This is a genomic window from Halomicrobium sp. HArcht3-1 (genome assembly GCF_058933345.1).
In genome coordinates, this window is sequence record NZ_JBZYDM010000002.1 from 26,638 (window position 1) to 49,020 (window position 22,383).

General features: G+C 66.2%; 22 protein-coding genes. 10 read left to right on the forward strand and 12 right to left on the reverse strand.

Annotated elements, in window-relative coordinates; all coding sequences use genetic code 11:
- Positions 1–9: 9 nt before the first annotated feature.
- From AC5FRW_RS03175 to AC5FRW_RS03190, 4 genes are all read right to left on the reverse strand, one after another.
- Positions 10–1,671, reverse strand: a complete 1,662-nt coding sequence (locus AC5FRW_RS03175; protein WP_493566979.1) for a lipopolysaccharide biosynthesis protein — start codon at positions 1,669–1,671, stop codon at positions 10–12.
- A gap of 102 nt (positions 1,672–1,773) precedes the next feature.
- A complete protein-coding gene (locus AC5FRW_RS03180) occupies positions 1,774–2,217 on the reverse strand; it encodes a TRAM domain-containing protein (protein WP_493566980.1) in 444 nt (147 codons plus the stop codon).
- 79 nt (positions 2,218–2,296) lie between these two features.
- On the reverse strand, positions 2,297–2,917 hold the full coding sequence (locus AC5FRW_RS03185; protein ID WP_493566981.1) for an SWIM zinc finger family protein: 621 nt from the start codon (positions 2,915–2,917) through the stop codon (positions 2,297–2,299).
- A 96-nt stretch (positions 2,918–3,013) separates the two neighbouring features.
- On the reverse strand, positions 3,014–3,805 hold the full coding sequence (locus tag AC5FRW_RS03190) for a 23S rRNA (uridine(2552)-2'-O)-methyltransferase (protein WP_493566982.1): 792 nt from the start codon (positions 3,803–3,805) through the stop codon (positions 3,014–3,016).
- Positions 3,806–3,964: 159 nt separating this feature from the next.
- Between AC5FRW_RS03190 and AC5FRW_RS03195 the strand changes: the two genes are divergently transcribed.
- The 7 genes from AC5FRW_RS03195 (at position 3,965) to priL (ending at position 10,933) form a co-directional block, all read left to right on the forward strand.
- Positions 3,965–4,846: a DUF6920 family protein gene (locus AC5FRW_RS03195; RefSeq protein ID WP_493566983.1), complete on the forward strand. Its 882-nt coding sequence runs from the start codon at positions 3,965–3,967 to the stop codon at positions 4,844–4,846.
- Between the two features lie 170 nt (positions 4,847–5,016).
- Positions 5,017–5,739, forward strand: a complete 723-nt coding sequence (locus tag AC5FRW_RS03200) for an ABC transporter ATP-binding protein (RefSeq protein WP_493566984.1) — start codon at positions 5,017–5,019, stop codon at positions 5,737–5,739.
- The gene (locus tag AC5FRW_RS03205) at positions 5,736–6,971 is read left to right on the forward strand and encodes an ABC transporter permease (protein ID WP_493566985.1); all 1,236 of its coding nucleotides are present in this window, start codon (positions 5,736–5,738) and stop codon (positions 6,969–6,971) included. Before AC5FRW_RS03200 ends, AC5FRW_RS03205 begins: the two co-directional genes overlap by 4 nt.
- 99 nt (positions 6,972–7,070) lie before the next feature.
- Positions 7,071–8,276 (forward strand): MFS transporter, encoded by a 1,206-nt coding sequence (locus AC5FRW_RS03210; protein ID WP_493566986.1) that lies wholly within the window; start codon positions 7,071–7,073, stop codon positions 8,274–8,276.
- Positions 8,277–8,339: 63 nt separating this feature from the next.
- Entirely contained in the window at positions 8,340–9,083 is a 744-nt protein-coding gene (locus tag AC5FRW_RS03215; protein ID WP_493567374.1) for a DNA polymerase sliding clamp, read from the forward strand.
- A gap of 75 nt (positions 9,084–9,158) precedes the next feature.
- Positions 9,159–9,770, forward strand: a complete 612-nt coding sequence (locus AC5FRW_RS03220; protein ID WP_493566987.1) for a cell division protein CdpA domain-containing protein — start codon at positions 9,159–9,161, stop codon at positions 9,768–9,770.
- Between the two features lie 77 nt (positions 9,771–9,847).
- Positions 9,848–10,933 carry a DNA primase regulatory subunit PriL gene (priL, locus tag AC5FRW_RS03225; RefSeq protein WP_493566988.1) on the forward strand — a complete coding sequence of 362 codons (1,086 nt, stop codon included), beginning with the start codon at positions 9,848–9,850 and terminating at the stop codon, positions 10,931–10,933.
- On the opposite strand, the gene AC5FRW_RS03230 is transcribed toward priL, so the two are convergent.
- From AC5FRW_RS03230 to AC5FRW_RS03240, 3 genes are all read right to left on the reverse strand, one after another.
- On the reverse strand, positions 10,930–11,139 hold the full coding sequence (locus tag AC5FRW_RS03230) for a DUF7472 family protein (RefSeq protein ID WP_493566989.1): 210 nt from the start codon (positions 11,137–11,139) through the stop codon (positions 10,930–10,932). The genes priL and AC5FRW_RS03230 overlap by 4 nt on opposite strands.
- Positions 11,140–11,211: 72 nt before the next feature.
- Positions 11,212–11,388 carry a ribbon-helix-helix domain-containing protein gene (locus tag AC5FRW_RS03235; RefSeq protein WP_493566990.1) on the reverse strand — a complete coding sequence of 59 codons (177 nt, stop codon included), beginning with the start codon at positions 11,386–11,388 and terminating at the stop codon, positions 11,212–11,214.
- 66 nt (positions 11,389–11,454) lie between these two features.
- A complete protein-coding gene (locus AC5FRW_RS03240) occupies positions 11,455–13,629 on the reverse strand; it encodes a twin-arginine translocase subunit TatC (RefSeq protein ID WP_493566991.1) in 2,175 nt (724 codons plus the stop codon).
- A gap of 110 nt (positions 13,630–13,739) precedes the next feature.
- Between AC5FRW_RS03240 and tatC the strand changes: the two genes are divergently transcribed.
- Complete coding sequence (gene tatC, locus AC5FRW_RS03245) at positions 13,740–15,677, forward strand: twin-arginine translocase subunit TatC (RefSeq protein WP_493566992.1); 1,938 nt, start codon at positions 13,740–13,742, stop codon at positions 15,675–15,677.
- Here the strand turns inward: tatC and AC5FRW_RS03250 are convergent.
- Together AC5FRW_RS03250 and larE are read right to left on the reverse strand one after the other, a co-directional pair.
- Positions 15,674–17,170 (reverse strand): sensor histidine kinase, encoded by a 1,497-nt coding sequence (locus tag AC5FRW_RS03250; protein ID WP_493566993.1) that lies wholly within the window; start codon positions 17,168–17,170, stop codon positions 15,674–15,676. The two genes, tatC and AC5FRW_RS03250, sit on opposite strands and share 4 nt — an antisense overlap.
- Before the next feature lie 104 nt (positions 17,171–17,274).
- Positions 17,275–18,147 (reverse strand): ATP-dependent sacrificial sulfur transferase LarE, encoded by an 873-nt coding sequence (gene larE / locus AC5FRW_RS03255; RefSeq protein WP_493566994.1) that lies wholly within the window; start codon positions 18,145–18,147, stop codon positions 17,275–17,277.
- 138 nt (positions 18,148–18,285) lie between these two features.
- Between larE and AC5FRW_RS03260 the strand changes: the two genes are divergently transcribed.
- Positions 18,286–19,008, forward strand: a complete 723-nt coding sequence (locus AC5FRW_RS03260) for a MinD/ParA family ATP-binding protein (protein ID WP_493566995.1) — start codon at positions 18,286–18,288, stop codon at positions 19,006–19,008.
- A 127-nt stretch (positions 19,009–19,135) separates the two neighbouring features.
- Positions 19,136–19,882 (forward strand): ribonuclease H-like domain-containing protein, encoded by a 747-nt coding sequence (locus AC5FRW_RS03265; RefSeq protein ID WP_493566996.1) that lies wholly within the window; start codon positions 19,136–19,138, stop codon positions 19,880–19,882.
- A gap of 150 nt (positions 19,883–20,032) precedes the next feature.
- Here AC5FRW_RS03265 and AC5FRW_RS03270 read toward each other — a convergent pair whose 3' ends face one another.
- The 3 genes from AC5FRW_RS03270 to AC5FRW_RS03280 all read right to left on the reverse strand — a co-directional run bounded on the left by AC5FRW_RS03270 (position 20,033) and on the right by AC5FRW_RS03280 (position 22,352).
- The gene (locus AC5FRW_RS03270; RefSeq protein ID WP_493566997.1) at positions 20,033–20,671 is read right to left on the reverse strand and encodes a rhomboid family intramembrane serine protease; all 639 of its coding nucleotides are present in this window, start codon (positions 20,669–20,671) and stop codon (positions 20,033–20,035) included.
- Between the two features lie 61 nt (positions 20,672–20,732).
- On the reverse strand, positions 20,733–21,860 hold the full coding sequence (locus AC5FRW_RS03275) for an ORC1-type DNA replication protein (RefSeq protein ID WP_493566998.1): 1,128 nt from the start codon (positions 21,858–21,860) through the stop codon (positions 20,733–20,735).
- A gap of 69 nt (positions 21,861–21,929) precedes the next feature.
- Complete coding sequence (locus tag AC5FRW_RS03280) at positions 21,930–22,352, reverse strand: plastocyanin/azurin family copper-binding protein (RefSeq protein ID WP_493566999.1); 423 nt, start codon at positions 22,350–22,352, stop codon at positions 21,930–21,932.
- Between the last annotated feature and the right edge of the window lie 31 nt (positions 22,353–22,383).

Genomic DNA, 22,383 nt, shown 5'->3' on the forward strand with positions numbered 1-22,383 from the left:
GTCAAAACGTCACCGAGACCACGACGAGAAGCGATCGGACAGGACTTCGCGGTACCGATCGACGAGCGTCGCCGCCAGCCGTTTCTCGACGGGTGTGAAGCCGAACCACCGGAGGACCAGCGCGTAGGCCACCAGTCCGACTGCAGTGCCGAGGACCGGCGCGATGCCCGCCGGGAGCGTCGCCTTCGCGAGCAGAACGACCGCGGCCAGCACCGCACCCGCCCCCAGGGGCTTCAGGTGCAGGCGCGTGAACGGCTGGAGTCCCTCGAAGCGGTACAGCACCGCCACCTCCAGCCCGTTGTTCAGCGTCAACATCAGGAGGTAGCTGACGACCAGTCCGGGCAGCCCGTAGGTGATCGTCAGCGGCACGGCGACGGCGATCAACAGCAGCGTGATGACGGTGTTGACCACGAGCATCGGACGCTGATTGTCAGTCATCATCAGCAGGATGCCGACGCTGCCGGCCGCACACGCTCCGTACTGCGCGAGGACGAACCCCGGAAGCAGGGGCGCGTACTCGACGAACGTCGGGCCGAACAGCCCCATCACGGTCTCGCGATACACGACGACCGGGACCGACAGCGCCGTCACGCCGACGAGGACGATCTGGCTGGTGACGTGATACAGCCGCGAGAGCGCCGACTGCGAGCCGTCCTCGTACAGTGCGGCGGCGACCGGTGGGATGAACTGATTGATCCCCATCAGCGGCAGCCGGACGAGAAAGCCCAGCAGAACGCCGACGGCGAACACGCCGCCGGCCACGCCCGAAAGGAACAGTGCGATCAGCGGATAAAACCCGAGGCGCTGGACCACGGTCGCGAAGCCGACGGCGAACAGCGGCGCTGTGTAGCCGACGTAGCGCCGCCACACCACGTCTTCGGTGTCGGCGTGCAGTCGCGGTCGGATCCCCCGGTCGTGGACCAACCACACCGCAGTCGCGGTCCCGACCAGCCCCATCACGGCGACGACGCCGACTGCAACCGTCGTCAGGTCGGCGAAGACCACGGTCCCGAGGACGCCGACGAGCAACTGCGCGGTCGGGAAGCCGATCTGCAGGACGAGCGTCCGCGGTGTGACCGCCTCGAATCCGCGCAACATCTCCGAGACGGTGAGGAGCCAGACGCTCGCCGGGAGGCCGACCGCGAAGATCCGCAGGAACGCGCCGAAGCGCTCGCCGTTGCCGGTGACGGCGACGATCTCGGGCGTCGCGACGAACAGCGCCGCGCCGAACAGCGTCGCGATCCCCAGAACGAGTCCGCTCGCGACCGTGAGTAACACGTCGCGCTCGTCGTCTGCATCGGCGTTCGGGAGAAAGCGACTGAGCCCCGTCTGGAAGCCAAGCGAGAGACGTAACAGAAACTGCTGGAGGCGTCGCGCGACCGCGAACACGCCGTAGGCACTGGCTCCGAAGCCGTTGGTCAGCACCGCCGTGAACGCGAGCGTCGCCGCCCGCTGGAAGAGAATGGCGGGGATCGACACGGTCGCACCGTGAGCGACCCGTTCGAGGGCATCGTCGAGTCGTGCTTCGACCGCGTCGGCGGCTGGATCGGCGTGTCCGTCGTCGGCCTGCTGCTCGTCGAGCGCAGTGCCAGTCCCGTCAGCGCCGTCGCCGTCGGACGGAACGTCGCTGTCGGAGGGTGACGACCCACTCGCGGGTGATTCCGAGGACACGAGCGACCCTGAACCGATCGGGTCGAATAAATCCGCCGATGCACCGCAGAGAGGGCTGAAAAAACGCGTCGCTGTCCACTCACTCGAAACCGTGCGAGCGGGCTATCCGCCCCAGAAGTTGTCTCGGCTGCCGAGACGCTGACCTTCGTCTTCGTCGTCGCCCTGGTAGCCACCCTCGTCGTCCGCGTCGTCCTCGGCCGCGTCGTCCTCTTCGACCTCCAGCCGTTCGACCTCGTCGGCGCGGGCGTGGTTCGAGCGGACCTTCGTGATCTTGACGCGTGCCTTCGCCGGCGGGAGGAGACCGTCGACCATCACGATGAAGCCGTCTTCCGTGCGGCCGACGCCGGCACCGCTCTCGTGGATGTCGTCGACCTCGACGACGACTTCTTCGCCGAGTTTGACTGGCTGGCTCTTCAGGTCCGAGATCGGCTGATTGTAGTGGTTACACCACTCGGCACCACCGCGGTCGCCGTAGTGTTGACACCCCATTCCCTCGATGCGTTCGCTGAACTGGGGGCAGTCGTCCGCGAGTGGACAGTCGGCCATGCTGACGGCTACTGTGGCCGTGGGCAAAACGCTTACGAGCGACGGCGTCCCTCGTCGGCGGTTCCCACAGGGCGGGTCCCTACGCGACCAGTGCAGCGTCGTCGGTCCGTTGCAGTCGCGAGTGGGGGAACGAGTAGCGCCGGTCGCCGTCACCCAGATACGTCGCCTCGACGACGAGGTCGTCGACGGGGTACCCGTCGTTGGTCGGATAGTCCGCGACCGTGGTGTCAGCGGCGTCGATCCGCACGTCGCTGGCCCGGCGGTCGGTCACGCGAGAAACGACGAGGCGGTCGCCGGTCTCTCGGTCGAGGACCACGTCGCCCGGTTCGAGCCGGCAGGTCCCACAGAGGTGCGGTTCGGGCGCGCCTTCGGGGACGAACGTCTCGGTCCCGCAGGCGTCACAGACCGCCCACGTTCGCCCCGGCGGTGGGACCCGGCGGGCCGTGATCTCGATGGCGACCCGCCGAACGTGCTTGCAGCGCTCGCCACGGATCTGGTGGTCCGGGCACGTGCAAGTCCCCGCCGCCACGTCGACGACGTAGGTCGCCCCACTCGCGGAATCGACGGCGTATCTGGTTCCCGGGAGAGGACGGACCGCCATCTGCTCGGTCCAGGCGCGAGCGGCCCGCTCGTCGAGCCGTCGGAGGTCCGGTGCGAGTGCAGTCTTCCGTGACCGGTCAGTGGGTCTGATGAGCGTCATAGCTGGTGGACACGGCTGATTTCTCGACTGTGTCCATACGAAACGTTGGTGCTACAGGAGGGTAAATCGCTCGGCGGTGTCGACGGTAGGTAGTCGCTACTCGTCGATAGGCTGGGCGAACCCGAAGTTCGGTTTCACGTCGTCGACCCGAACAGTGAGGCTGTCGCCGGTCTCGGTCCCCGAGACGAACAGCGTGTACCCCTCGACCTTCGCGATGCCGTCGCCCTCGCTGCCCACGTCCTCGATGGTGACTTCGACTCGGTCGCCCTCGCGGACCGGCGCAGTGAGGAAGCCCTTGGCGACGAGGTACAGCTCCGAAGAGCTGTCCCGGGAGGCCTCGGGGCGGACCTGTCGGACGTACTCGAACTGTTCGGCGATGTCGTCTTCCAGATCGTCGAGGTCCTGTCCGTCGAACACCTTCACGGCGAAGTCGCCGCCGGTCGCCAGCACGTCACGGGCGACCTCGAAGGCCTGTCGGGCGAGGTGGATCGAGCGGGCGTGGTCGAGATCGTACTCGCCGGTCATGTTCGGGGCCATGTCCGAGATAACCGCGTCGACCGGACGCTCGTCGCCGTCGGCCCCGACGGCCTCGCGGACCGCCGCTTTGGTCGCGTCGTCGGTCATGTCCCCACGGATCGTCTCGACCTTCGCGTCGGGGTCGTCGAGGTCGTCGATGCGCTGGCGGTCGACGCCGATCACGACGCCGCCGCTACCGACCCGTTCGGCGGCGACCTGCAGCCACCCGCCGGGGGCGGCCCCGAGGTCGAGTACCGTCCGGTTCCGACCCAGCAGGCCGGCTGTCTCGTCGAGTTGCTTCAGCTTGTAGGCCGAGCGGGCGCGATACCCCTCTTGTTTGGCCCTGTTGTAGTAGTCGTCTTTCCCAGACATGGTCAGTTGGACCGGTATAGCCCGCGAAGACGGTTAACTGACTCGAAGAGGACCGACAGTGGCAGGACCCGCCGGACGCACCTTTTTCGGGGAGCGCCGCGTCGGTCGAACCATGACAGCCGCACACGAGACCCTGCTGTGCCGGGGGGCCGAGCCGTAATGCGTCGCCGGACCGTCGTCGCGGTCGCCACCGCCGTCGTCGCCCTCTTCGTAGCCGTCGTCTCCATCGTGCGTCGCAACAGCGGCCAGTTCGACCGCGCGGTCGGCCAGCGCGTCGACGAACTGCTCGCCCGGACGGACGCGTCCGCCCAGCCCGCCACGACCGACGACGCCGACCTCCCGCCACCTGTGGGGCGGTACTTCGAGCGCGTCCTCCCGGACGACCGAAGCGACATCCAGACCGTCCGCATCCAGCAGGAGGGAGCGCTACGTCTCGGCGACAGCACGTCGCCGTGGCGACCGATGGAAGCGACCCAGCACGTCCGGATCGATCCGCCGGGGTTCCTCTGGGACGCGACGGTCGCGGTGGCACCGCTGGTCCCGGCACGGGTCATCGACGCCTACGAGGACGGCAGCGGCTCACTCGAAGCGACACTGTACGAGACGATCACCGTCGCCGACGCCGAGGAAAGCCCGGCTCTCGACGAAGGGGAACTGCTGCGCTATCTCGCCGAGGCGGTCTGGTACCCGACGGCGCTGCTGCCCCGCAACGGCGTCGAGTGGGACCCGATCCACGACCGGGCAGCCCGCGCGACGCTGTCCCACCGCGGGACGACTGCCACGCTCACCTTCTACTTCGGCGAGGACGGACTCGTCTCTCGCGTCGTCGGCGACCGACCACGACGGCTGGACGACGGGGGCTACGAGACGACGCGCTGGACGGGTCACTGGCGCGACTACGCCGAGCACGACGGTGTGCTCGTCCCGACGGCCGGCGAGGTGGCGTGGAATCTCCCCGGCGAGACCCGGACCTACTGGCGCGCCAGTCTCGAATCGATCGAGTACGACGTGGCAACGGAACCGCCCGATCCACGACCGTGAGCCGACTCGATGGGGCGGCGTGACCCCGGTACGGTCGCGGTTTCTGACTCTGAAATCGTGACTCCCGTGATTTATATACGGCGGCTGTAGGCAGAATCGATGACCGAGGACGACCGACGGCGAGCGGAGTCAGCAGCGATCAGTGCCACGACCCCGTGGGGGGAGCGGTCGTGAGTTCGACGGCACCGCCCGTCGATATCGACGGCCTGACCCGCTCGTACGGTGACGTACAGGCACTCGACGGCATCTCCTTTACCGTCGAGACCGACGAGATATTCGGGCTGGTCGGGCCGAACGGCGCGGGCAAGACCACGACGCTGCGGATTCTCGCGACGCTGCTCGAACACGACGACGGCACAGTCTCCGTCTACGACCACGACGTGGCCGACGACCCCAACGGCGTCCGCTCGTCGATCCGCTATCTCCCGGCCGAAGCGGGGGCCTACGAGAACATGACCGGCCGACAGTACCTCGAATTTATTGCGGGCTTTTTCGCCGACGACACCAGCGAGTACGTCGAGCGCGGGATCGAGATCGCCGATCTGGGAGCGCGTCTCGACGACGACACGAACGAGTACTCGACGGGGATGACCCGGAAGCTACTCGTCGCCAGTGCGCTGATGACCGAGCCGCGACTGGCGATTCTCGACGAGGTGACGACCGGACTGGACGTTCGCAACGCCCGCCGCGTCCGTGACATCATCAAGGCGTTCCCCGACGACGACCGGGGCGTCCTCCTCTCCAGTCACGACATGCTCGAAGTGTCCTATCTCTGTGACCGGGTGGCGCTGCTCAACGAGGGTGAGATCGTCGACGTGGGATCACCCGACGACCTGTGTGAGATGTACGACGCCGAGAATCTCGAAGACGCGTTTCTGGAGGCGACGCGATGAGCGCCTTCTGGCGACTGCTCAGGAAAGAAGTGCGCGAGCTAGCCCGACCACAGTATCTGATCCCGCTGCTGGTGATGCCGCTGTTCGTCGTGCTGTCGCTACAGGGGGCCGGAGCGGCCGAGGAGGCCGCGAGCCAGCGCCCAGTCGTCGGGGTTCTCGACAACGACGGCGGGGCGTACGCCACGGTCGCGAACGAGACGCTCAATCAGCGTGCGAACGTGACCTATCACGCGTCGTCGGTCCCCCGCCAGCAGGCCATCGACGCCCTCCAGTCCGGTCCCGCGAACGTGCTCTTCGTCTTCCCGTCGAACTTCACCGAGCGTATCGAGGGGAACGAGCGGGCGAACGTCCGGGTGTACTCCTCGCTGTCGCACCTCTCGACGACCAGCGGTGCCCAATCGGCAAAAGCTGAGCGGCTGGTGAGCGCCGTCGACGCGAACATCACAGCCAACGTCACGGGCGCCGCTGGGACTGCGCTGCACCCGACGGCGACCACCCACACGACCTACGTCAAGGGGACCCACGTCGACGCCTCGCCCGGACAGCTCTCGGGGTCGGTGTCGCTGCGCTTTTTCTTCCTCGGAATGGTGATGGTGCTCGCCATCTTCGGGGCCGGCAGTCTCGTCATCAACAGCATGGGCAGCGAGAAAGAGAACGGCACACTGGAGACACTGTTGACGATGCCCGTCCAGCGCCGGACCATCGTCGGCGCGAAGCTCGGTGCCAGCGCCATCCTCGGCGTGGCGCTCGCAGCCGTCTACATCGGTGTGCTCTATGTCGCCCGGCCCGACAGCGGCGGTGGCTCGCTGGTGGCGCTGACCGCCGGTGACTACGCGCTCGTCGGCGTCTCGCTGTCGCTTGCGATCATCGACGTGCTGGCGGTGGCCCTCGCACTGGGCGTGTTCGCCGACGACAGCCGGGGTGCACAGACGCTGTTGCTTCCCGTAACCTTCGTCACGATGGTGCCGGCGTTCGTCACCGGCTTCGTCGACGTTGCCAGCCTCTCGCTCCCGCTCAAGATCGCACTGTACGCGATTCCCTCGACCCATCCCGTCGTCGCCCCCGCGGAACTGGCCTTCGGCGACACGAGCGTCGTCCTGCTGGGGATCGCCTACGAGATCGGGTTCGCCGCGGTCGTGATCGCGCTGACGGTCCGGCTGTTTGGCTCCGACCGGCTCGTCACCGGCGATGCAGGTCGGTTCGGGGTCGTCCTCGACGCCTTGCAGGACTAGTCCGGACTCTTCGGAGCCGATCCTTATTGTTCGGGCAGACCCTCGCTCGCGTGTGCTCGTCTGGACGAACGACCGTGGCTGCCGACCGAGACCGTCACCGTGAGCCAGCGAGAACGGACGCAGATGCTCGCGGTCGCCTGCGTCGGTCTCGGACTGGCGACGCCGGTGTGGTTCAATTACTCGGCGGTCCTCACAGCGGTCGTCGACGACTGGGGTCTCTCGGGCCTGTGGGCCGGTCTGCTGTTCGGTGCGTTTCAGGCAGGCTATCTCGTGGCCGTCGTCCCCGCCGGAATGGTGACCGACCGCTACTCGTCGCGATGGGTCGTCGCCCTCGGGGCGACCGTGGCCGGACTCGCGAGCGCCGCGTTCTCGCTCGCTGATGGCCCGCTCGTCGCGGCGGCACTGCGAACCCTCGCTGGCGCGGGCATGGCCGCTGTCTACGTCCCCGGGATGCGCTTCGTCTCGGAGTGGTACCCAGCGGATGCCCGAGGGCGGGCGATGGGGACCTACGTCGCCACGTTCTCGCTCGCGAGCGGGCTCTCGTTCTGGCTCGCGGCCGTTCTCGCGGGACGGTTCGGCTGGAGGCTCGCCATCCTCGCGACGAGTCTACCCGCACTCGTGACGGGACCCATCGTCGCGCTCGGGGGCCGAGACGCCGAAACGCGCGTCCAGACAGGGGCGGGACTCTCTCTCGGCGTCCTCCGCAATCGTGCGTATCTGGCGACCGTCGGTGTCTATGCCGGCCACAACTGGGAGCTGTTCGGCCTGCGAAACTGGCTGCCCGCCTTCCTCGTCGGGACGGTCGCTATCGCCGGACTCGACGCCCCGGCAGCGACGGCCGGATTGCTGGCGGGCGTCGTGACGGCGATGAGCGGCGTCGGCAATCTGCTCGGCGGCGTCCTCAGCGACCGCGTCGGCCGTCGAACGGTAATCAGTATCGGACTGACGGCCAGTGGGCTGTGCAGCGTCGCGCTGGGATCGCTGGGGTGGCTCCCGCTCCCTGTGCTGGTCGCGCTGGTGCTGCTCTACGGCGTCGTGCTGAGTCTCGACAGCGCGCCCGCATCGACGGCGGTCACCGTCGTGACTCGCGACGACCGTGTGGGGACGGCCCTCTCGATTCAGTCCCTGCTGGGAACGATTCCCGGCGTCGTCTCGCCGGTCCTGTTCGGCGTCGTCCTCGACCGCTGGGGGTACGGGCTGGCGTTCCCGACGCTGGCGGTCGGGCCGGCCTTCGGATTGGCCGCCGTCGGTGCGCTGGTGCTCGGTCTCGGCCGGCGGTCGGGCACACCTGCGCGGGCAGACTAACCGTTAGCGCGCACGCGATGAATGAAGGCCTTTTTAATGGATGGGGGCGTAGCCGTCGCCAAGATGTTCAACGCCATCGTGAGCGCAGACACGCTCCAGGCGACACTCGACTCCGTGAGCGTGCTGGTGGACGAGTGCAAGATCCACCTGAACGACGAGGGCCTCGAAATTCGCGCCGTCGACCCCGCCAACGTCGGGATGGTCGATCTGACCCTCGACGCCGCGGCGTTCGAGTCCTACGAGACCGACGGCGGCCTCATCGGCGTCAATCTCTCTCGACTCGAAGACATCGCCGGCATGGCCGACTCAGGCCAGCTCGTTCATCTCGAACTCGACGAAGAGACGCGCAAACTCCACATCGCCATCGACGGGCTGGAGTACACCCTCGCGCTGATCGATCCCGACTCGATCCGGCAGGAACCGGACCTGCCCGACCTCGATCTGGCGGCCCACGTCATCATCGAGGGGAAGGATATCGACCGCGCCGTCACGGCCGCGGACATGGTCTCGGATCACATCGCACTGGGTGTCGACGCCACCGACGAACTGTTCTACGTCGACGCCGAGGGCGACACCGACGACGTGCACCTCGAACTCGACACCGAGGACCTGATCGATCTGACGCCGGGTGACGCCCACTCGCTGTTCTCGCTGGACTACCTGAAGAACATGAACAAGGCGATCCCGAAAGACGCCGAAGTGCGGATGGAACTGGGCGACGAGTTCCCCGTCAAGATGCACTTCGACTTCGCCGAAGGCCACGGCTCGGTCACGTACATGCTCGCGCCGCGCATCCAGAGCGAATAAACGGTCACGGTTACCGGTGGTCGTCTTGCGACCGTCTGACGGACCCTTTTGTAGCACGCAATCGATAGTGCGCGCATGGAGAGTCTCGGCGACGCCTACACTGGCTCGCGGTGGGACGGGCGCGATCCGAGACGCGTCTACGCCGGGGGCTGCCTGCTGGCCGTCGGCGTGCTCGCGATCGTCGCGGGGATCCTCGTCGTGACGACGCCGCTGTCGACGCTCGTCGGCGCGGAGACGACGACCACCGCCCAGTCGATCGCCGGCGTCCTCGCAGGGCTGGGCGTCCCGGCGTCGCTCGCGGCCGTCGTCGTCGTCCTCCCGGCCACTCGTCGGGAACGACTGGGCGTGCTGGCTGGCACGGTCTGCTGTGTCGTCGGCGTCGCCCTGTTCGACCGGGCCTACCCCGGCCAGTGGACCGGCACCGCAGAGTCGCTGGCGTTCCCGACGACGGTCGTCTACTTTCTGGGCGGTGCCGTCGCCTTCTGGTTCGTCTTTACCGCCATCGCAAGCTTCCGGGTGCGCAACAACCCCCACGGGACAGTGCAGGTCGAACTGCGACACCGGGGCGAGACGAAGACCGTCGAACTGTCCCGCGACGAGTACGCCGAGTACAAGCGCGCGGTACGGGGCGACGGCGGCGAGACCGAGCAGGTCATTCGAGAACTCGAAGACCGATTCGACCAGTAAGTCGAACGTACCAGCGCGACTGACTGTCGCGGTTCCGACCACCGAATTTATTCACCACCGCACGAAAGGGTGGCCCGATGAAGCCCCTGCACGCGCGCTATCCGTTCTTGCAGTCCGCTCGTGACGCCGTCGAGGCGGCGGCCGTCGATCTGGGACAGATCGTCGCCACCGACGAGGTCGTCGTCGAGCGCGCCGTCGAGCGCGTGCAATGGGCAATTACTGACGGTAGTGTCGGCGAACCACGGCGCACACGCGTGGAGTTGCTGTCGTACCCGGTCGCGCGGGTGCTGGTGTCGCTCGTAGACACACCGGTCTGTACCCGCAAGTACGCACAGGCCGAGGCCGAGAGCGCTCGCGAACGCTTCGTCGCCGAGTTCACCACGGACGACGACTTCAGCTACGGCGAGAGCGAGTCACTGTCGATGGACGCGCTGCTCGCGGAGTTCGACCTGAAGACGGCGGTCCACGAGACGGCCGACGGCTACCGGATCGACGTGGGCACGTACCTCGATCTGGCGGCCGACCAGTGGGGCGACGAGTGGCGACTCGTCAATCGGACGCTGACCGACGGCGAAGTGCCGGTGACGACCGAGGAACTCCACGTCCTGCTCAAACAGGCGATCCGGCATCGGATCGACGACGGCCTGCCCTTCGACGTGCCCGACGCCATCGCCGACGAACTCGACGAGGAGGTCGAGGCGCTCCACGCGACGCTGTCGGATCTCGATCTGACCCGCGAGATCGACACCGTCGTCCCCGAACTGTTCCCGCCCTGTATGCAACACCTCCTCGACGCCGTCCAGAAGGGCGAACACCTCGAACACCACTCGCGGTTCGCGCTGGCGGCCTTCCTCACCTCGATCGGGATGACGACCGACGAGATCGTCGAGCTGTTCCAGGTCAACCCCGGCTTCGGCGAGGAGGCCACCAGATATCAGGTTGACCACATCCGCGGGGACACCAGTCCGACCGAGTACTCGACGCCCGCGTGTGCGACGATGCAGTCCTACGGCGACTGCATCGGCAAAGACGACATCTGCGAGGACGAGATCAACGAGTCACATCCGCTAAACTACTACGAGCATCGCCTCGACGAGAGTGACGACGACGAGATCGAGGACTGGCGCGAGAACGAAAGCGACGACGAAGAGAGCGAGGCCTAGAACTCCTGACGTTCGAGGTAGAGACCGGCAGCCAACATGAGGACGACGAAGGCACCGATGGTCGCGACGAGGACGACGCCACCCTGTTCGGTGAGGTCGCCGTTCGTTCCGTAGTTCAGACTCACGAAGACCGAGCCGGCGATAAACAGCAGGACGGCGACGGTCGACAGGCTGATCTGCATGACCGTCTCCCGATCGAGAGACATGCCCGTTCGTATCCCCGGGGTCGGCAAAAGCGCTTCGAAGCCCGGCTGTCGTCGATCTTGACCCAGTCAGTCTCAGTACTCGTCGTCGAGCCGCCCCTCGCGTTCGTCGATCTCGTCGAGGATGTCGAGGGTCTTGCGGACCGAGGCCCGAATCGCCTCGCTACGGTTGACGAACTTCCCTTCGTCGCCGACGTGCTTGTCGAGGTCTTCGAGCAGTTCGGCCGGGACTTCGACGCTGATCTTCGGCATATGCTCACAGTGTCGGCCGGCGAAGATAAGCCATCGGGATCGCGGCCGCGCGGACGGCCCGTTCGCTCAGTCGGCCGGTTCGACACCCTTCGGCGAGCGTCTGCCCCCGAGCGTGTACAGCCACAGCAGGCCGAGTCCGACGAGGAAGGCGATCGTCACCGGCACCGCGACGAGGAACATGGTGAAGATGCCCTTCGGGGAGAACATGGCGCTGGCGACGAACACGCCGAGCGTGACGGTACGCCAGCGGTCCTGAATCGCCTGGAAGGAGACGATGTTGCCCCGGTGGAACAACAGCATCGTCACGGGAATCTCGAACAGTAAGCCGATCCCGACGGTGAGAGCGAGCACCAGCCAGCCGAACTTGGCGACCCGGTAGGAGATGATCATCCCCGCCTGCAACACGTCGTAGGCGAGCCACGAGATCACTGTCGGCGCGACATAGAGGAAGCCAGCGAGGCTGCCACCGATCACGGCGACGATCACGGTCCCGCTCCAGAAGCCGACGACACCGCGTTTGCCGCCGACGATGCCCCGTTCTTTCAGCGCCGGCCAGGCGAAGTAGATGAGCAAGGGTAGTACCGAGACCAGCCCCAGAATCGCCGAGAACTTCACGATGAAGATGAGGTGCTCGACGGGGTGGAGATTGACGAAGGTCACGTCGGCCTGCATCGACGGCGGGAGATTCCCGACGAAGATGTTGCGGATGTCACCGATCCCGCCAGAGTACAGGAACAGGAACGCCGCACTGGAGACGACCATAAACATCCCGACGAACCAGATTGCCTTCGAGGTCAGCGAGTCGAGGATGAAGGCGATGTCGTGGTAGTAGCCGCCGATGTCGTCCTCGGTGGTCTCTTCCTCGGTGAAGGCGTTGAACATCCCCGCCGTCGTCGAGGTGACGACGTTACCCTCCTCGTCGGCAGTACCGCCCTCGCCAGTGGCACCGTCTGCCTCGCCGCCCTCCATCGTGTCCTGTGCGAAGTCCCAGCGGTCGAGAATGGCCTGTGCCTTCTCGTGGTCGTCGTCGTCCATCGCCGACTGGGCGAGTTCCAGCGCCTCGCTCTCTTCCATCTCCTGAAACCGCTCGACTGGAGCACTGCGGACCGCGCCAGCGCTCAGCGGTTCGATGTCGATGGCCGTCGGATCGCCGAAGTTACCGGCCTCGGCGGCGGCCACGTCCAGCGCCCGGATCATGTAGTAGTAGAGGACGACGACGGCGGCAAGCAGGCCGACGATCGCGGCGATGGCGATGGCGGTCGGTTCGGTGCCGAGTCCAAACAGGTCGGGGCGAGTGAGATCACCGGTGAGCCGATCCGACGGGAACAGTTCGGCGGCAGTCTGGACGTACTGGAACGCACTCGTCGCGAGCAGCGAGTAGATCAGGCCACCGGCGACGACCGCCGCCGCCGCGAGTTTGTTCCAGCGGGCACGGGCGACCGCCGCAGAACTGACCTCCTCACCGGCCCGCTTTGTCAACACGAGCGCCTTCGAGATGCCGAGACTGACGACGTAGAGTCCGACCAGCGGCATCGCCCACATCACCTGCGTGAACGGGTCCGGCGGCGAGAACAGCGCGCCGAAGCCGAAAATGAACATGACGGCGACCCGCCAGCGGTCGCGGAACGTCTCGTAGGGGACGATGCCGGTGTAGCTGAGCGTACTCATCAACAGCGGCAACTGGGCGGCAAGCCCGAACGAAAAGCCTAGTAGTGCGACGAACCCGACCCACTTGACGATGGAGTAATCCGGCCGGAATCCAGCGTTGGCGGCGTTCTCAGCCAGGAAGTCGAACATCAGCGGGAAGAACAGCTGATAGGCGTAGACGATGCCACCGACGAACAGCGCCGCGCTGATCAGCAGGATCGACCAGAGCTTCCAGATCGGGACCTTGTCGGCGGGCCACAGTCCCCGTTCTCGCAGCGAGTCGCGACTGTAGTAGATCAACAGCGGGAGCGCGATCATGATCCCGATGACGGCACCGATCTTCACCTGCAAGAGGATCACGTCAAAGGGCGTGACGGCGACGATGTCGGCTTCTTCGGCCGTCTGTTCGATCATGTCGGCCTTGAGCCGGTCCCACAGGAACTCCTGCAGGGCGTAGATCGTCGCCACGAGCCCGACGACCCAGAGGATAAACACCTTCTGGAGGTGCTTCTGTGCGGTTCGGAGCATCGAGCCCATCGTCTCCCGACCGCTCTGGAGCGACCGCATCGTATCCTGGTCGAGGCCCGTGGACATCTTTTCGGACCCTTGCCGACTCTCCGTTATCAATTTATTCATCGCGCACCCGCTCGACCGGGGACCGCGAAAAGAAAGTTTACAACAACGAGTAGCCAAACGGGGCACAGATGGCCGACCGCGACGGCGACGACGAGCGGGCAGAGGAGGAGCCACCCGAGTCGAAACCGAACGACTCGGCGGCCGACGACCAGCAGGTCCCGTCGTCGACCGCCGCCGACGCGAAAGCGGACGCCGGCGACGAGGCCGACGACGAGACATCGGAGCCAAGCGTCGACCGAGAGCAACACCCGAGTGACGACGAGCCAGCGGACTGGTGGGAGGACCACCAGCCAGAGGATGTCGTCGACGAAGCGCCGACCGGAAGCGAGAGCGCTCCCGACGATGCGTCGTCGGACGACGAGACGGGAGACGATACGGACGGGGATTCGTCGTCTGCTGGCGAGTCGACGCACGAAGACGTACTCACCCCGGCCACACGCCGCAATCAGGTCGAGAAAGTGAGTAAGACCCGCGACGAGGTCGGTCCCCCGACGGACGAAGAACAAGACGAGGACGACCAAGCGGCCGACGACGAGCAAGACGGCGACGGCCAAACGACGGACGGCGAGCAAGACGGGAACGAACAGGAGACCGACGACCAAGCGGCCGACGACGAGCAAGACGGGAACGAACAGGAGACCGACGGCGCCGGTGCGAGGTCGGCGGGTGGTGCCAGAGCAGGGATGGCACGCGGGAGTGCAACAGCACGTCCGAGCCCCACCGAACAGCGCGGCCGAGAGCCCGATCCCGGACCAGCGCCCGAGACGGCACCCGACGACGAGGAGTTGCCCCTCACCGAGCACGTCGAGGAGATGGCGCTTCGCTTGCTGGCGGTCGGGCTAGTGATGTTCGGCGTCGCCGGCATCGTCGTGTTCTACGCCGACAATCTGATCAACTTCCTGTGGTACTCGTTCCTGGGCGATCAGGCGGCCTGTCCCGGCCCGGTCTGTGGCGTCAAACCGCGTGTCTACCACCCGCTGTCGCTGGTGCTGGCGCGGCTGAAAGTATCGACGCTAGTGGGCCTGATCATCGCGCTCCCGGTCGGCGTCTACCAGACCTACCGATTCATGCGTCCCGGACTCTACCCGCGTGAGCGTCGCTACTACCTCGCTGCAGTGCCGACAAGCGTCGTGCTCGCGGCCGTCGGCGTCGGCTTCGCGTACTTCGCCGTGTTGCCCTCGCTCTTTGCCTACTTCACGCAGTACAGCGAGCAGGCGGCGACGACGGCCTTCGGCCTGACCGAGACGTTCAACCTCATCGTCCTGATGCTTGGCTTCTTCGCGCTGATCTTCCAGATCCCGCTGCTCGTGATGCTGGCGATCATGATGGGTGTCACGAGCCGCCAGTGGATGGAGGATCGCCGGCTGTACTTCTGGGGTGGCTTCGCCGCCGTCGCCTTCGTCTTCAGCCCCGACCCGACCGGGATGGCGCCGCTGATCGTCGCCGTGACGATGATCCTCCTCTTCGAGGGGACGCTGACCCTGCTGCGCTGGACCGGGACCGGGTCACCGATCCCGACGGCTGAAGAGGCCGCCGACGCGCGGCCGCTCGCCTATCTGACGGCTGCACTGGGTGGCTACATCGCAAGCACCGGGCCGCTCCCGCCGGGCTACTACGGCGCACTGCCGCCACAGGTGACCGACGCACTCGCCAACGCCGGCGGGCCGATCGCGACGCCCGCGATCCTCGCCGGTGTCCTGATCGCACTGTTCGAAGTCGGTGCGTTCCTGCTGCGTCGCTTTGGCCGCTCGCGACGGGCACTCAAGGCACGGCTGGCCGTCGACAGCGCGCGCATCCCGATCTGGCTGGGAGCCGCCGTCGTCGGCTACTTCGGCAGTCCCAATCCGACACTCGTGATCGCGGCCGAAAACCTCGCGCTCCCACCGGTGCAGGCGGGCGCGGTCGCCGTCGGACTGGTCGTCCTGTACGAACTGTTCGTCGCCGGCCTGCGCTGGCGAGCGAGCAAGGGTGACGATGCCCAAGAGGGCGCGACCGAAGAAGTCTAGTCCCGTTCCAGCGAGCCGACGCCTGTCACGTCGAAACGCGCACCGCCGTCGTCGCTCTCGGTGACCGAGATGGTCCAGCCGTGGGCGTCGACGATCTCGCGGACGATCGCCAGCCCGAATCCCGTCCCCGTGTCACTGGTCGTGTAGCCCCGCTCGAAGATCTGTTCGTGCTCCGTCGCTGGAACGCCGGGACCGTCGTCGGTGACGTAGAACCCGTCACCGTCGGCCCGCACGCCGACCGTGAGCGTCAGCGTGTCGTCGGATGCCGACGACGAGCGGCCCGCGTCGTGTTCGACCAGCCCCTGATGGGCCGGCGAGTCAGGGCTCGTGGATCCGTGTTCGACGGCGTTCGCGAAGAGGTTCGAGAGGAGTTGGTCGAGACGGCCCGGATCGGCCTCGACCGTCGCGTCGGCGTCGATCTGGAGCGTCGCGTCCGCACCGTCGAGACCGTTCCAGGCGTCCGTCGCGATCGTCGACAGTGGCACGCGGCGGGTCTCGTCGACGGTATCGCCCTGACGAGCCAGCGTCAGCAGATCGCTGATCAGCGCGATCATCCGGTCGTGTGCCGTCGAGAGTTTTTCGAGATGTCGTTCGTCCCCGGTCTCGCGGTACAGTTCCAGTTGTGTCACCGCCAGCTGGATCGGCGTCTTGAGGTCGTGCGAGACGATGCTGGTGAACTGGTCGAGCCGATCGTTTTGTCGCTGGAGTTGTCGTTCGCGCTCGGTCCGGGAGAGTGCCGATCCCGCGGCGCTGGCGAGGATACGAAACAGTTCCGTGTCGGTGTCGTCGAAACGGCCGGATGGCGTACCGGTGACGAGCAACCCCTGTTCGCCAAGCGGTGCGACGATGGCGGCGGTGACGACCGTGTCGGTCGGATCGATCCGGTACTCGATGTCTTCGAGGACGCGGAACTCCCCGTGCTCGTACAGCGGCCACAGCCGGTCGTCGTCCGGCCCGATCGGGGCGGGCGAACCGTCGTATATCGCACGAACTTCGTTGGTCATCGCGGTCGGCGTGAGGGTGCCGTCGGTCTCGTCGTAGGTCCACAGTGACGTGCCGGGCATGTCCAGTACCGACTTGGCCGCCGAGACAGTGATCTGTGCGACCGACTCGCTCGACGGGGCGACGATCAGCGCCCGCGTCGTCTCCTGTAGTGCAGCCAGTTGGGAGCGCAGTGACGGGCGACCGAAGAGTCGGGCCAGTCCGTCGGCCAGCGCCGCCTGACTGTCTCCGGTGGCAGTGACGCGGTGATCGACCACGTCGTCCGGGAGTGTGCTCTCGTCGGTCGTCAGCACGGGCGCGTCGACGGCGGCCAGTGCCGCCGCGTCGACCTCGGCGGCCGGATCGACGACGACGGCCTGCACGCTGTCGGTGTCGAGCGTGTCCGCAGCCACTGTCTCGGTGGCGAGTACCGACAGCCCATCGGTCGCGTGGCTGTCGAGGAACGCGAGCGCCCGCGTCTGCGGGCCGACGTACACGACAGCCGGTGGCATATCATGAGCGACGCGGGGATCGTATTAAATGCCTGTCCTTTCGAACCAACAGTTCCACGGCAAAAATAAATGGCGACGAGTGTCGTCGAAAGTCACCATCTGCCTCACTCGCCAGTCGGGTACTCCGCGCCGAACACGTCCGCGACGACGGCCTCCTCGTCGTCTTCCTCGTCGGCAGGACTCACGCTGCCGGTCTGGTAGCCGTGCAGATCGAGTGTGACGTGGTCGAAACCGAGGTCTGCGATGTGGTCCCGGGCAGCGCGAATGAAGTCGGTGTCGAGCGCCACGTCGAGTTCTTCCTCGCCGACCTCGATGCGAGCGAGCCCGTCGTGGTCGCGCACGCGGAACTGTTCGAAGCCCCACGTCCGCAGGAGTCGTTCGGCCTTCTCGACGCGAGAGAGGCGATCCTCGGTCACTTCCAGCCCGGTCGGGATGCGCGAGGAGAGACACGCCATCGAGGGCTTGTCGGCCACGGAGAGGTCGTACTCGCGGGCGATCTCGCGGACTTCCTCTTTGGAGATATCGTGTTCGAGCAGCGGCGAGTAGGCGTTGAGTTCCTCGACGGCACGGAGGCCCGGACGATGTCCCTCGCCGGGATCGGAGGCGTTGGTGCCGTCACAGACAACGTCGATATCCAGTCGGCGGGCCTCGTCGTACATCGCCGAGAGACGCATCGACCGGCAGTGATAGCACCGCTCGTCGTCGTTCTGGATGAACGCCTCGCTGTCGAGTTCGCTGAACTCGACGATCTCGTGGCGGATGCCGATCTCCTCTGCGACGCGGTTGGCGTCGACCAGTTCGGCCTCGGGTAGAGTCTCGCTCTTGGCCGTACAGGCGACGGCGTCGTCCCCGAGTGCGTCGTGTGCGATGGCGGCGACGACGCTCGAGTCGACCCCACCGGAGAAGGCGATCAGGACGCCCTCTCGTTCGGCGAGGTCGGCGCGCGCGGCGTCGAGTTTGGTCTCGACGGCAGTCATGACATCCGGTTCGGTATGGACGGGCAAAAGCCCGTTGCGTTACTCGTTCGCATATCAACACGACAATAGGAGTGGTCAGACGGGCGTCAGACGCCGACACGTGGCTTTTTGCGCTCAGAGAGCGATTGAACGGTCGTTATGCGGGGTCAGAGTTTCACGTTTGCGGGCGGGAAAGGGGGCGTCGGAAAGACGACGACGACGGTCAACGTCGCCACGACAGTTCGCGATGGGGGTCACGACGTGGTCGTGGTCGACGCAGATCTGGCGATGACGAATCTCGGGGCGATGCTCGGGGTCGATCACGAACCGACGCTGCACGACGTACTGGCAGCCGAGGCGACGCTCGACGACGCGATCACGACGGTCGATGGGCTTTCGGTACTCCCTGGCGATCCGGGGATCGATCGCTACGAAGCCGCACAGCCGGGCAAGCTCAGACCGGTCGTCGAGCGACTCGAACGGCGTTTCGAGGTCGTCCTCGTCGACACCGGCGCGGGACTGACACACGAGTCGATGATCCCCTTCGCGGTGACCGACGGTGTCGTACTGGTGACGACACCGGACGAGACGGCCGTCGCCGACGCGACAAAGACCGGCGAACTGGCCGAGAAGGTCGACGGCAATCTGGCGGGGATCGTCGCGACACGAGCAACCCCAGCCGAGGGCCGCGACGTGGCCGACCGAACGGATCTGCCAGTGCTGGGAACCGTCCCCGAGAGCAGCGTCGTCGGCGACGAACCTGTCGTCACGGAAGCGCCAGACAGCGACGTGGCCGCGGCGTTCCGATCGATCGCTGACAAACTCGCACCCGAACCGGCGGAGGAAGCGACGGCCGAGACGACTGTCGGCGTCGGGGACTAACCGCAGATCCGAGCGGACGAGGGCTTTCGAGGTATCGTCAGCCGTGCTGTACTCGCTTGCGATTCGCGAAACGGACTGGACTGCTCGGACCGACTCATTTATTTGGACCGACCCCACCTAGCCGAGCGTGCGCGTCGAGAACAGTTTCATCGGAGTACGCGGCGTCGGCGAGCAGACCGAGCGGGGACTCTGGGAGTCCGGGATCACCCACTGGGACGACTTCGATCCCGGCGCGGTCGGACAGAAGACCGGCGAGCGCATCGAGACGTTCATCGACGAGGGCCGCGGTCGGCTGGCCGACGACGACGTGGCCTACTTCGACGAGGCGTTCCCCTCCGGCGAGCGCTGGCGGGTCTACGAGACCTTCGCCGACCGGGCCTGTTTCTTCGACATCGAGACGACGGGACTCGACGAACACCGCAATCAGGTGACGACGGTCAGTTTCCATCAGGACGGCGACACCGAGACACTCGTCGCCGGCGACGACTTGACCGCCGACGCGCTCGCGGCGACCGTCGGCGACGCCGACCTGCTGGTGACGTTCAACGGCAAGCGCTTCGACGTACCGTTCCTCGAAGCCAACTTCGACGTGGATCTGGACCTGCCCCACCTCGATCTCATGTACACCTGCAAGCAACTGGGACTGAGTGGCGGTCTCAAACAGATCGAACAGGACATCGGCATCGACCGGGACCGGCCGGACATCTCCGGTCGGGACGCCGTCCGCCTCTGGAAGGAACACGAACGCGGACAGGACGGCTCGCTGGAGACGCTCATCTCCTACAACCGCGAGGATGCCGTCAATCTTCGAACGCTGGCCGACACGGTGACGACGAGGCTCGACGAACGCCGGTTCGTCGATCCCACGCAGTAACGACCCCCTGTTTTCGGCTGCAGATCCCCACGACGGCGCATCCGAGCACGAGCACAGGAAACCGAAACCACCAGCCAGCGACCGCGTCGACCTCGTTTCGAGTGGAGATCACCGCGACGAGAGCGTGTCCCTGTCGGCGGCCGAGACACCTCACACCGGTTCGGCGTGTCGCTCGCCGCTACGCGGGCGCAGCAGGTGTGCACGACCCGCCAGCAGACCCAGCAGGAGTCCGGTGAAGTGGGCGACGAGCGCGACCCCCGGGCGAGCCGTCGCCAGCGTGACGACGACGGCGAACACGGCAAAGAGGGCCAACTGGACGCGCGGGCTTAGCTGTACCGAGCCGACGACCCGCTCGGTCAGTCGATTGCTCGCCAGTAGATAGCCCGCGAGCGCGAAGATCGCACCGCTGCCACCCAGTACCGCGACCTGTGTGGCGATACCACCGACGACAGAACCGACGGTCGCAGCGAGCCACACCTCCGCGAGGCCAGCGAGCGCACCGGTCGTCAGGAAGAACGCGTGAAAGCGGGCGGCCGTCGTCTCGCGTTCGAGGAGGAAACCGACGAAGGCCAGCGCGACCGCGTTCGCCAGCAGATGCGAGAGGCTACCGTGGGCGTAGACGCTCGTGAGGATCGTCCAGGGATTCGCCGTGACGGGCGTCGTCAGTGCAAAGAGCGACTGCATCGTCACAGGACCGGCGACAAGCCGGAGCAGTTCCTGAACGACGAAGACACACAGAAAGACCGCGAGCGTCGCCACCGTCGGACTGCCCAGTAAGCGTCGTCGCATTGCTCGCTGTTGGGGCTGTGAGTACAAAAATTCGCCGTCGGTGAGCGTGAACGACCGCGAACTACAGCCGTTCGAGGACAGCCTCGGGATCGTACTGCAAGGTGAGTTCACGTGAGCGCCCGCGGCCATCGACGTTGGTGTACGTGGCCTCGATGACGCCCAGTTGATCGAGTTTGTTGATGATCTCGGAGTAGCGGGTGTAGCCCAGATCGGTCTGGTCGTGGAACGCCTCGTAGATGTCGCCGGCCCGTTCGCCGTCGTGGCCGGCGATCACCTCGACGAGGGCGGCCTCAGAATCGGACAGTTCCCGGAGCCGCCGAGAGAGGTGGACGTACTTCGACTTGTCGTAGGCGTCCTCGACGTCCTGTACGTCGATGGACCGGGAAGCGCGCATCTCGGCGTTCATCCCCGCACGCCGGAGCAGATCGATACCCACGCGGAGGTCCCCGCCCTGCTCGGCGGTGAGTTCGGCCACGCGGTCGAGGATCGTCGTGTCGGCGACGCCGTCGTGAAAGCCCCGGTCGGCCCGTTCCTGCAAGATGCCGGCGATCTCGCTCTCGTCGTAGCGGTTGAAATAGATCTCCTCGGGGCGGAAGACGCTCTGGACGCGCGTATCCAGTGCCTCGATCACGTCCAGATCGAGGTCCGAGGAGATGCAGATGACGCCGATCTTCGCCCCCGAGTGGGCCTCGTGGGCGCGCAGCAACGAGTAGAGCGTATCGGAAGCCTCCGACTCATAGAACAGGTAGTTCACGTCGTCAAGCGCCACCACGAGCACCTCCTCGCGCTCGACGAGGCGGTCGGTGATCTGGGAAAACAGCTTTTTGAACGAGATGCCCGAGGAGGGCGGTTCGTAGTCGAAGATCTCGGCGAACAGGCGCGAGAAGACGGCGTATCTGGTCGAGTCGACCTGGCAGTTGACCCGCACCGCCTGCACGTCGGTCTGGGCGGTGAGTTCGTCGAAGAGGATCTGGGAGGAGGTGGTCTTACCGGTGCCCGGCGGCCCGCGCGCGATGACGTTCAGTGGCCGGGAGCCACGAACTGCGGGCCTGAGTGCGTACTTCAGGTTCTCCATCTGGCTCTCCCGGTGTTTGAACGTCTGGGGGACGTAATCGATCTCGAAGACGTGCTCGTCCCGAAAGACGGACTCGTCCCACGAGAGCATCCCCTCCTCCGGGTCGTCGCTCATCACTTTCACCGGGGTCCGCGCGGCACTTAACGATTCCCCAGGGACGGTGAAAGTGGAATCGATGGCGGGCTAGGCCTCCACGACGACCGTCGCGACCATTCCGTTGGCGACGTGGGGCGTGCAGACGTACTCGTAGGTGCCTGCCACCTCGAAGGTGTGTTCGTAGGTCGCTCCCTGTGGCAGGGTCTGGAAGCTGTTCGTCCCCTCGTAGCTGGCGAACGGCTCCGCGCCCTCGGGCAGCGAGGCGCTGTCCCACGTATCGGGCTTGCAACTGACGTTGTGGCCCGGACTCTCGAAGGTCCACGTCACCGTCGTGCCCACTGAGACCGTCAGTGGATCGGGGGCGAAGCGGTAGCTGTTGTTCGGGCCGACCAGGACCTCGTTCTCGTCGGGTTCGGGGGTGTCGGTGTTCCCGCCGGCACAGCCAGCAAGCCCCGCGATCCCACCGACGCTCGCCGCACCGACCGCCCGGAGGAAGGTCCGTCGTCGCATTACCGACGAAGTGGGTGCGTGGCCTCAAATA

Coding starts and splice junctions, on each gene's coding strand:
- AC5FRW_RS03180 (WP_493566980.1), bottom strand. CDS start 2,217: ATGGCCGACTGTCCACTCGCGGACGACTGCCCCCAGTTCAGCGAACGC.
- AC5FRW_RS03185 (WP_493566981.1), bottom strand. CDS start 2,917: ATGACGCTCATCAGACCCACTGACCGGTCACGGAAGACTGCACTCGCA.
- AC5FRW_RS03190 (WP_493566982.1), bottom strand. CDS start 3,805: ATGTCTGGGAAAGACGACTACTACAACAGGGCCAAACAAGAGGGGTAT.
- AC5FRW_RS03195 (WP_493566983.1), top strand. CDS start 3,965: ATGCGTCGCCGGACCGTCGTCGCGGTCGCCACCGCCGTCGTCGCCCTC.
- AC5FRW_RS03205 (WP_493566985.1), top strand. CDS start 5,736: ATGAGCGCCTTCTGGCGACTGCTCAGGAAAGAAGTGCGCGAGCTAGCC.
- AC5FRW_RS03215 (WP_493567374.1), top strand. CDS start 8,340: ATGTTCAACGCCATCGTGAGCGCAGACACGCTCCAGGCGACACTCGAC.
- AC5FRW_RS03220 (WP_493566987.1), top strand. CDS start 9,159: ATGGAGAGTCTCGGCGACGCCTACACTGGCTCGCGGTGGGACGGGCGC.
- priL (WP_493566988.1), top strand. CDS start 9,848: ATGAAGCCCCTGCACGCGCGCTATCCGTTCTTGCAGTCCGCTCGTGAC.
- AC5FRW_RS03230 (WP_493566989.1), bottom strand. CDS start 11,139: ATGTCTCTCGATCGGGAGACGGTCATGCAGATCAGCCTGTCGACCGTC.
- AC5FRW_RS03235 (WP_493566990.1), bottom strand. CDS start 11,388: ATGCCGAAGATCAGCGTCGAAGTCCCGGCCGAACTGCTCGAAGACCTC.
- AC5FRW_RS03240 (WP_493566991.1), bottom strand. CDS start 13,629: ATGTCCACGGGCCTCGACCAGGATACGATGCGGTCGCTCCAGAGCGGT.
- tatC (WP_493566992.1), top strand. CDS start 13,740: ATGGCCGACCGCGACGGCGACGACGAGCGGGCAGAGGAGGAGCCACCC.
- AC5FRW_RS03250 (WP_493566993.1), bottom strand. CDS start 17,170: ATGCCACCGGCTGTCGTGTACGTCGGCCCGCAGACGCGGGCGCTCGCG.
- larE (WP_493566994.1), bottom strand. CDS start 18,147: ATGACTGCCGTCGAGACCAAACTCGACGCCGCGCGCGCCGACCTCGCC.
- AC5FRW_RS03260 (WP_493566995.1), top strand. CDS start 18,286: ATGCGGGGTCAGAGTTTCACGTTTGCGGGCGGGAAAGGGGGCGTCGGA.
- AC5FRW_RS03270 (WP_493566997.1), bottom strand. CDS start 20,671: ATGCGACGACGCTTACTGGGCAGTCCGACGGTGGCGACGCTCGCGGTC.
- AC5FRW_RS03275 (WP_493566998.1), bottom strand. CDS start 21,860: ATGAGCGACGACCCGGAGGAGGGGATGCTCTCGTGGGACGAGTCCGTC.
- AC5FRW_RS03280 (WP_493566999.1), bottom strand. CDS start 22,352: ATGCGACGACGGACCTTCCTCCGGGCGGTCGGTGCGGCGAGCGTCGGT.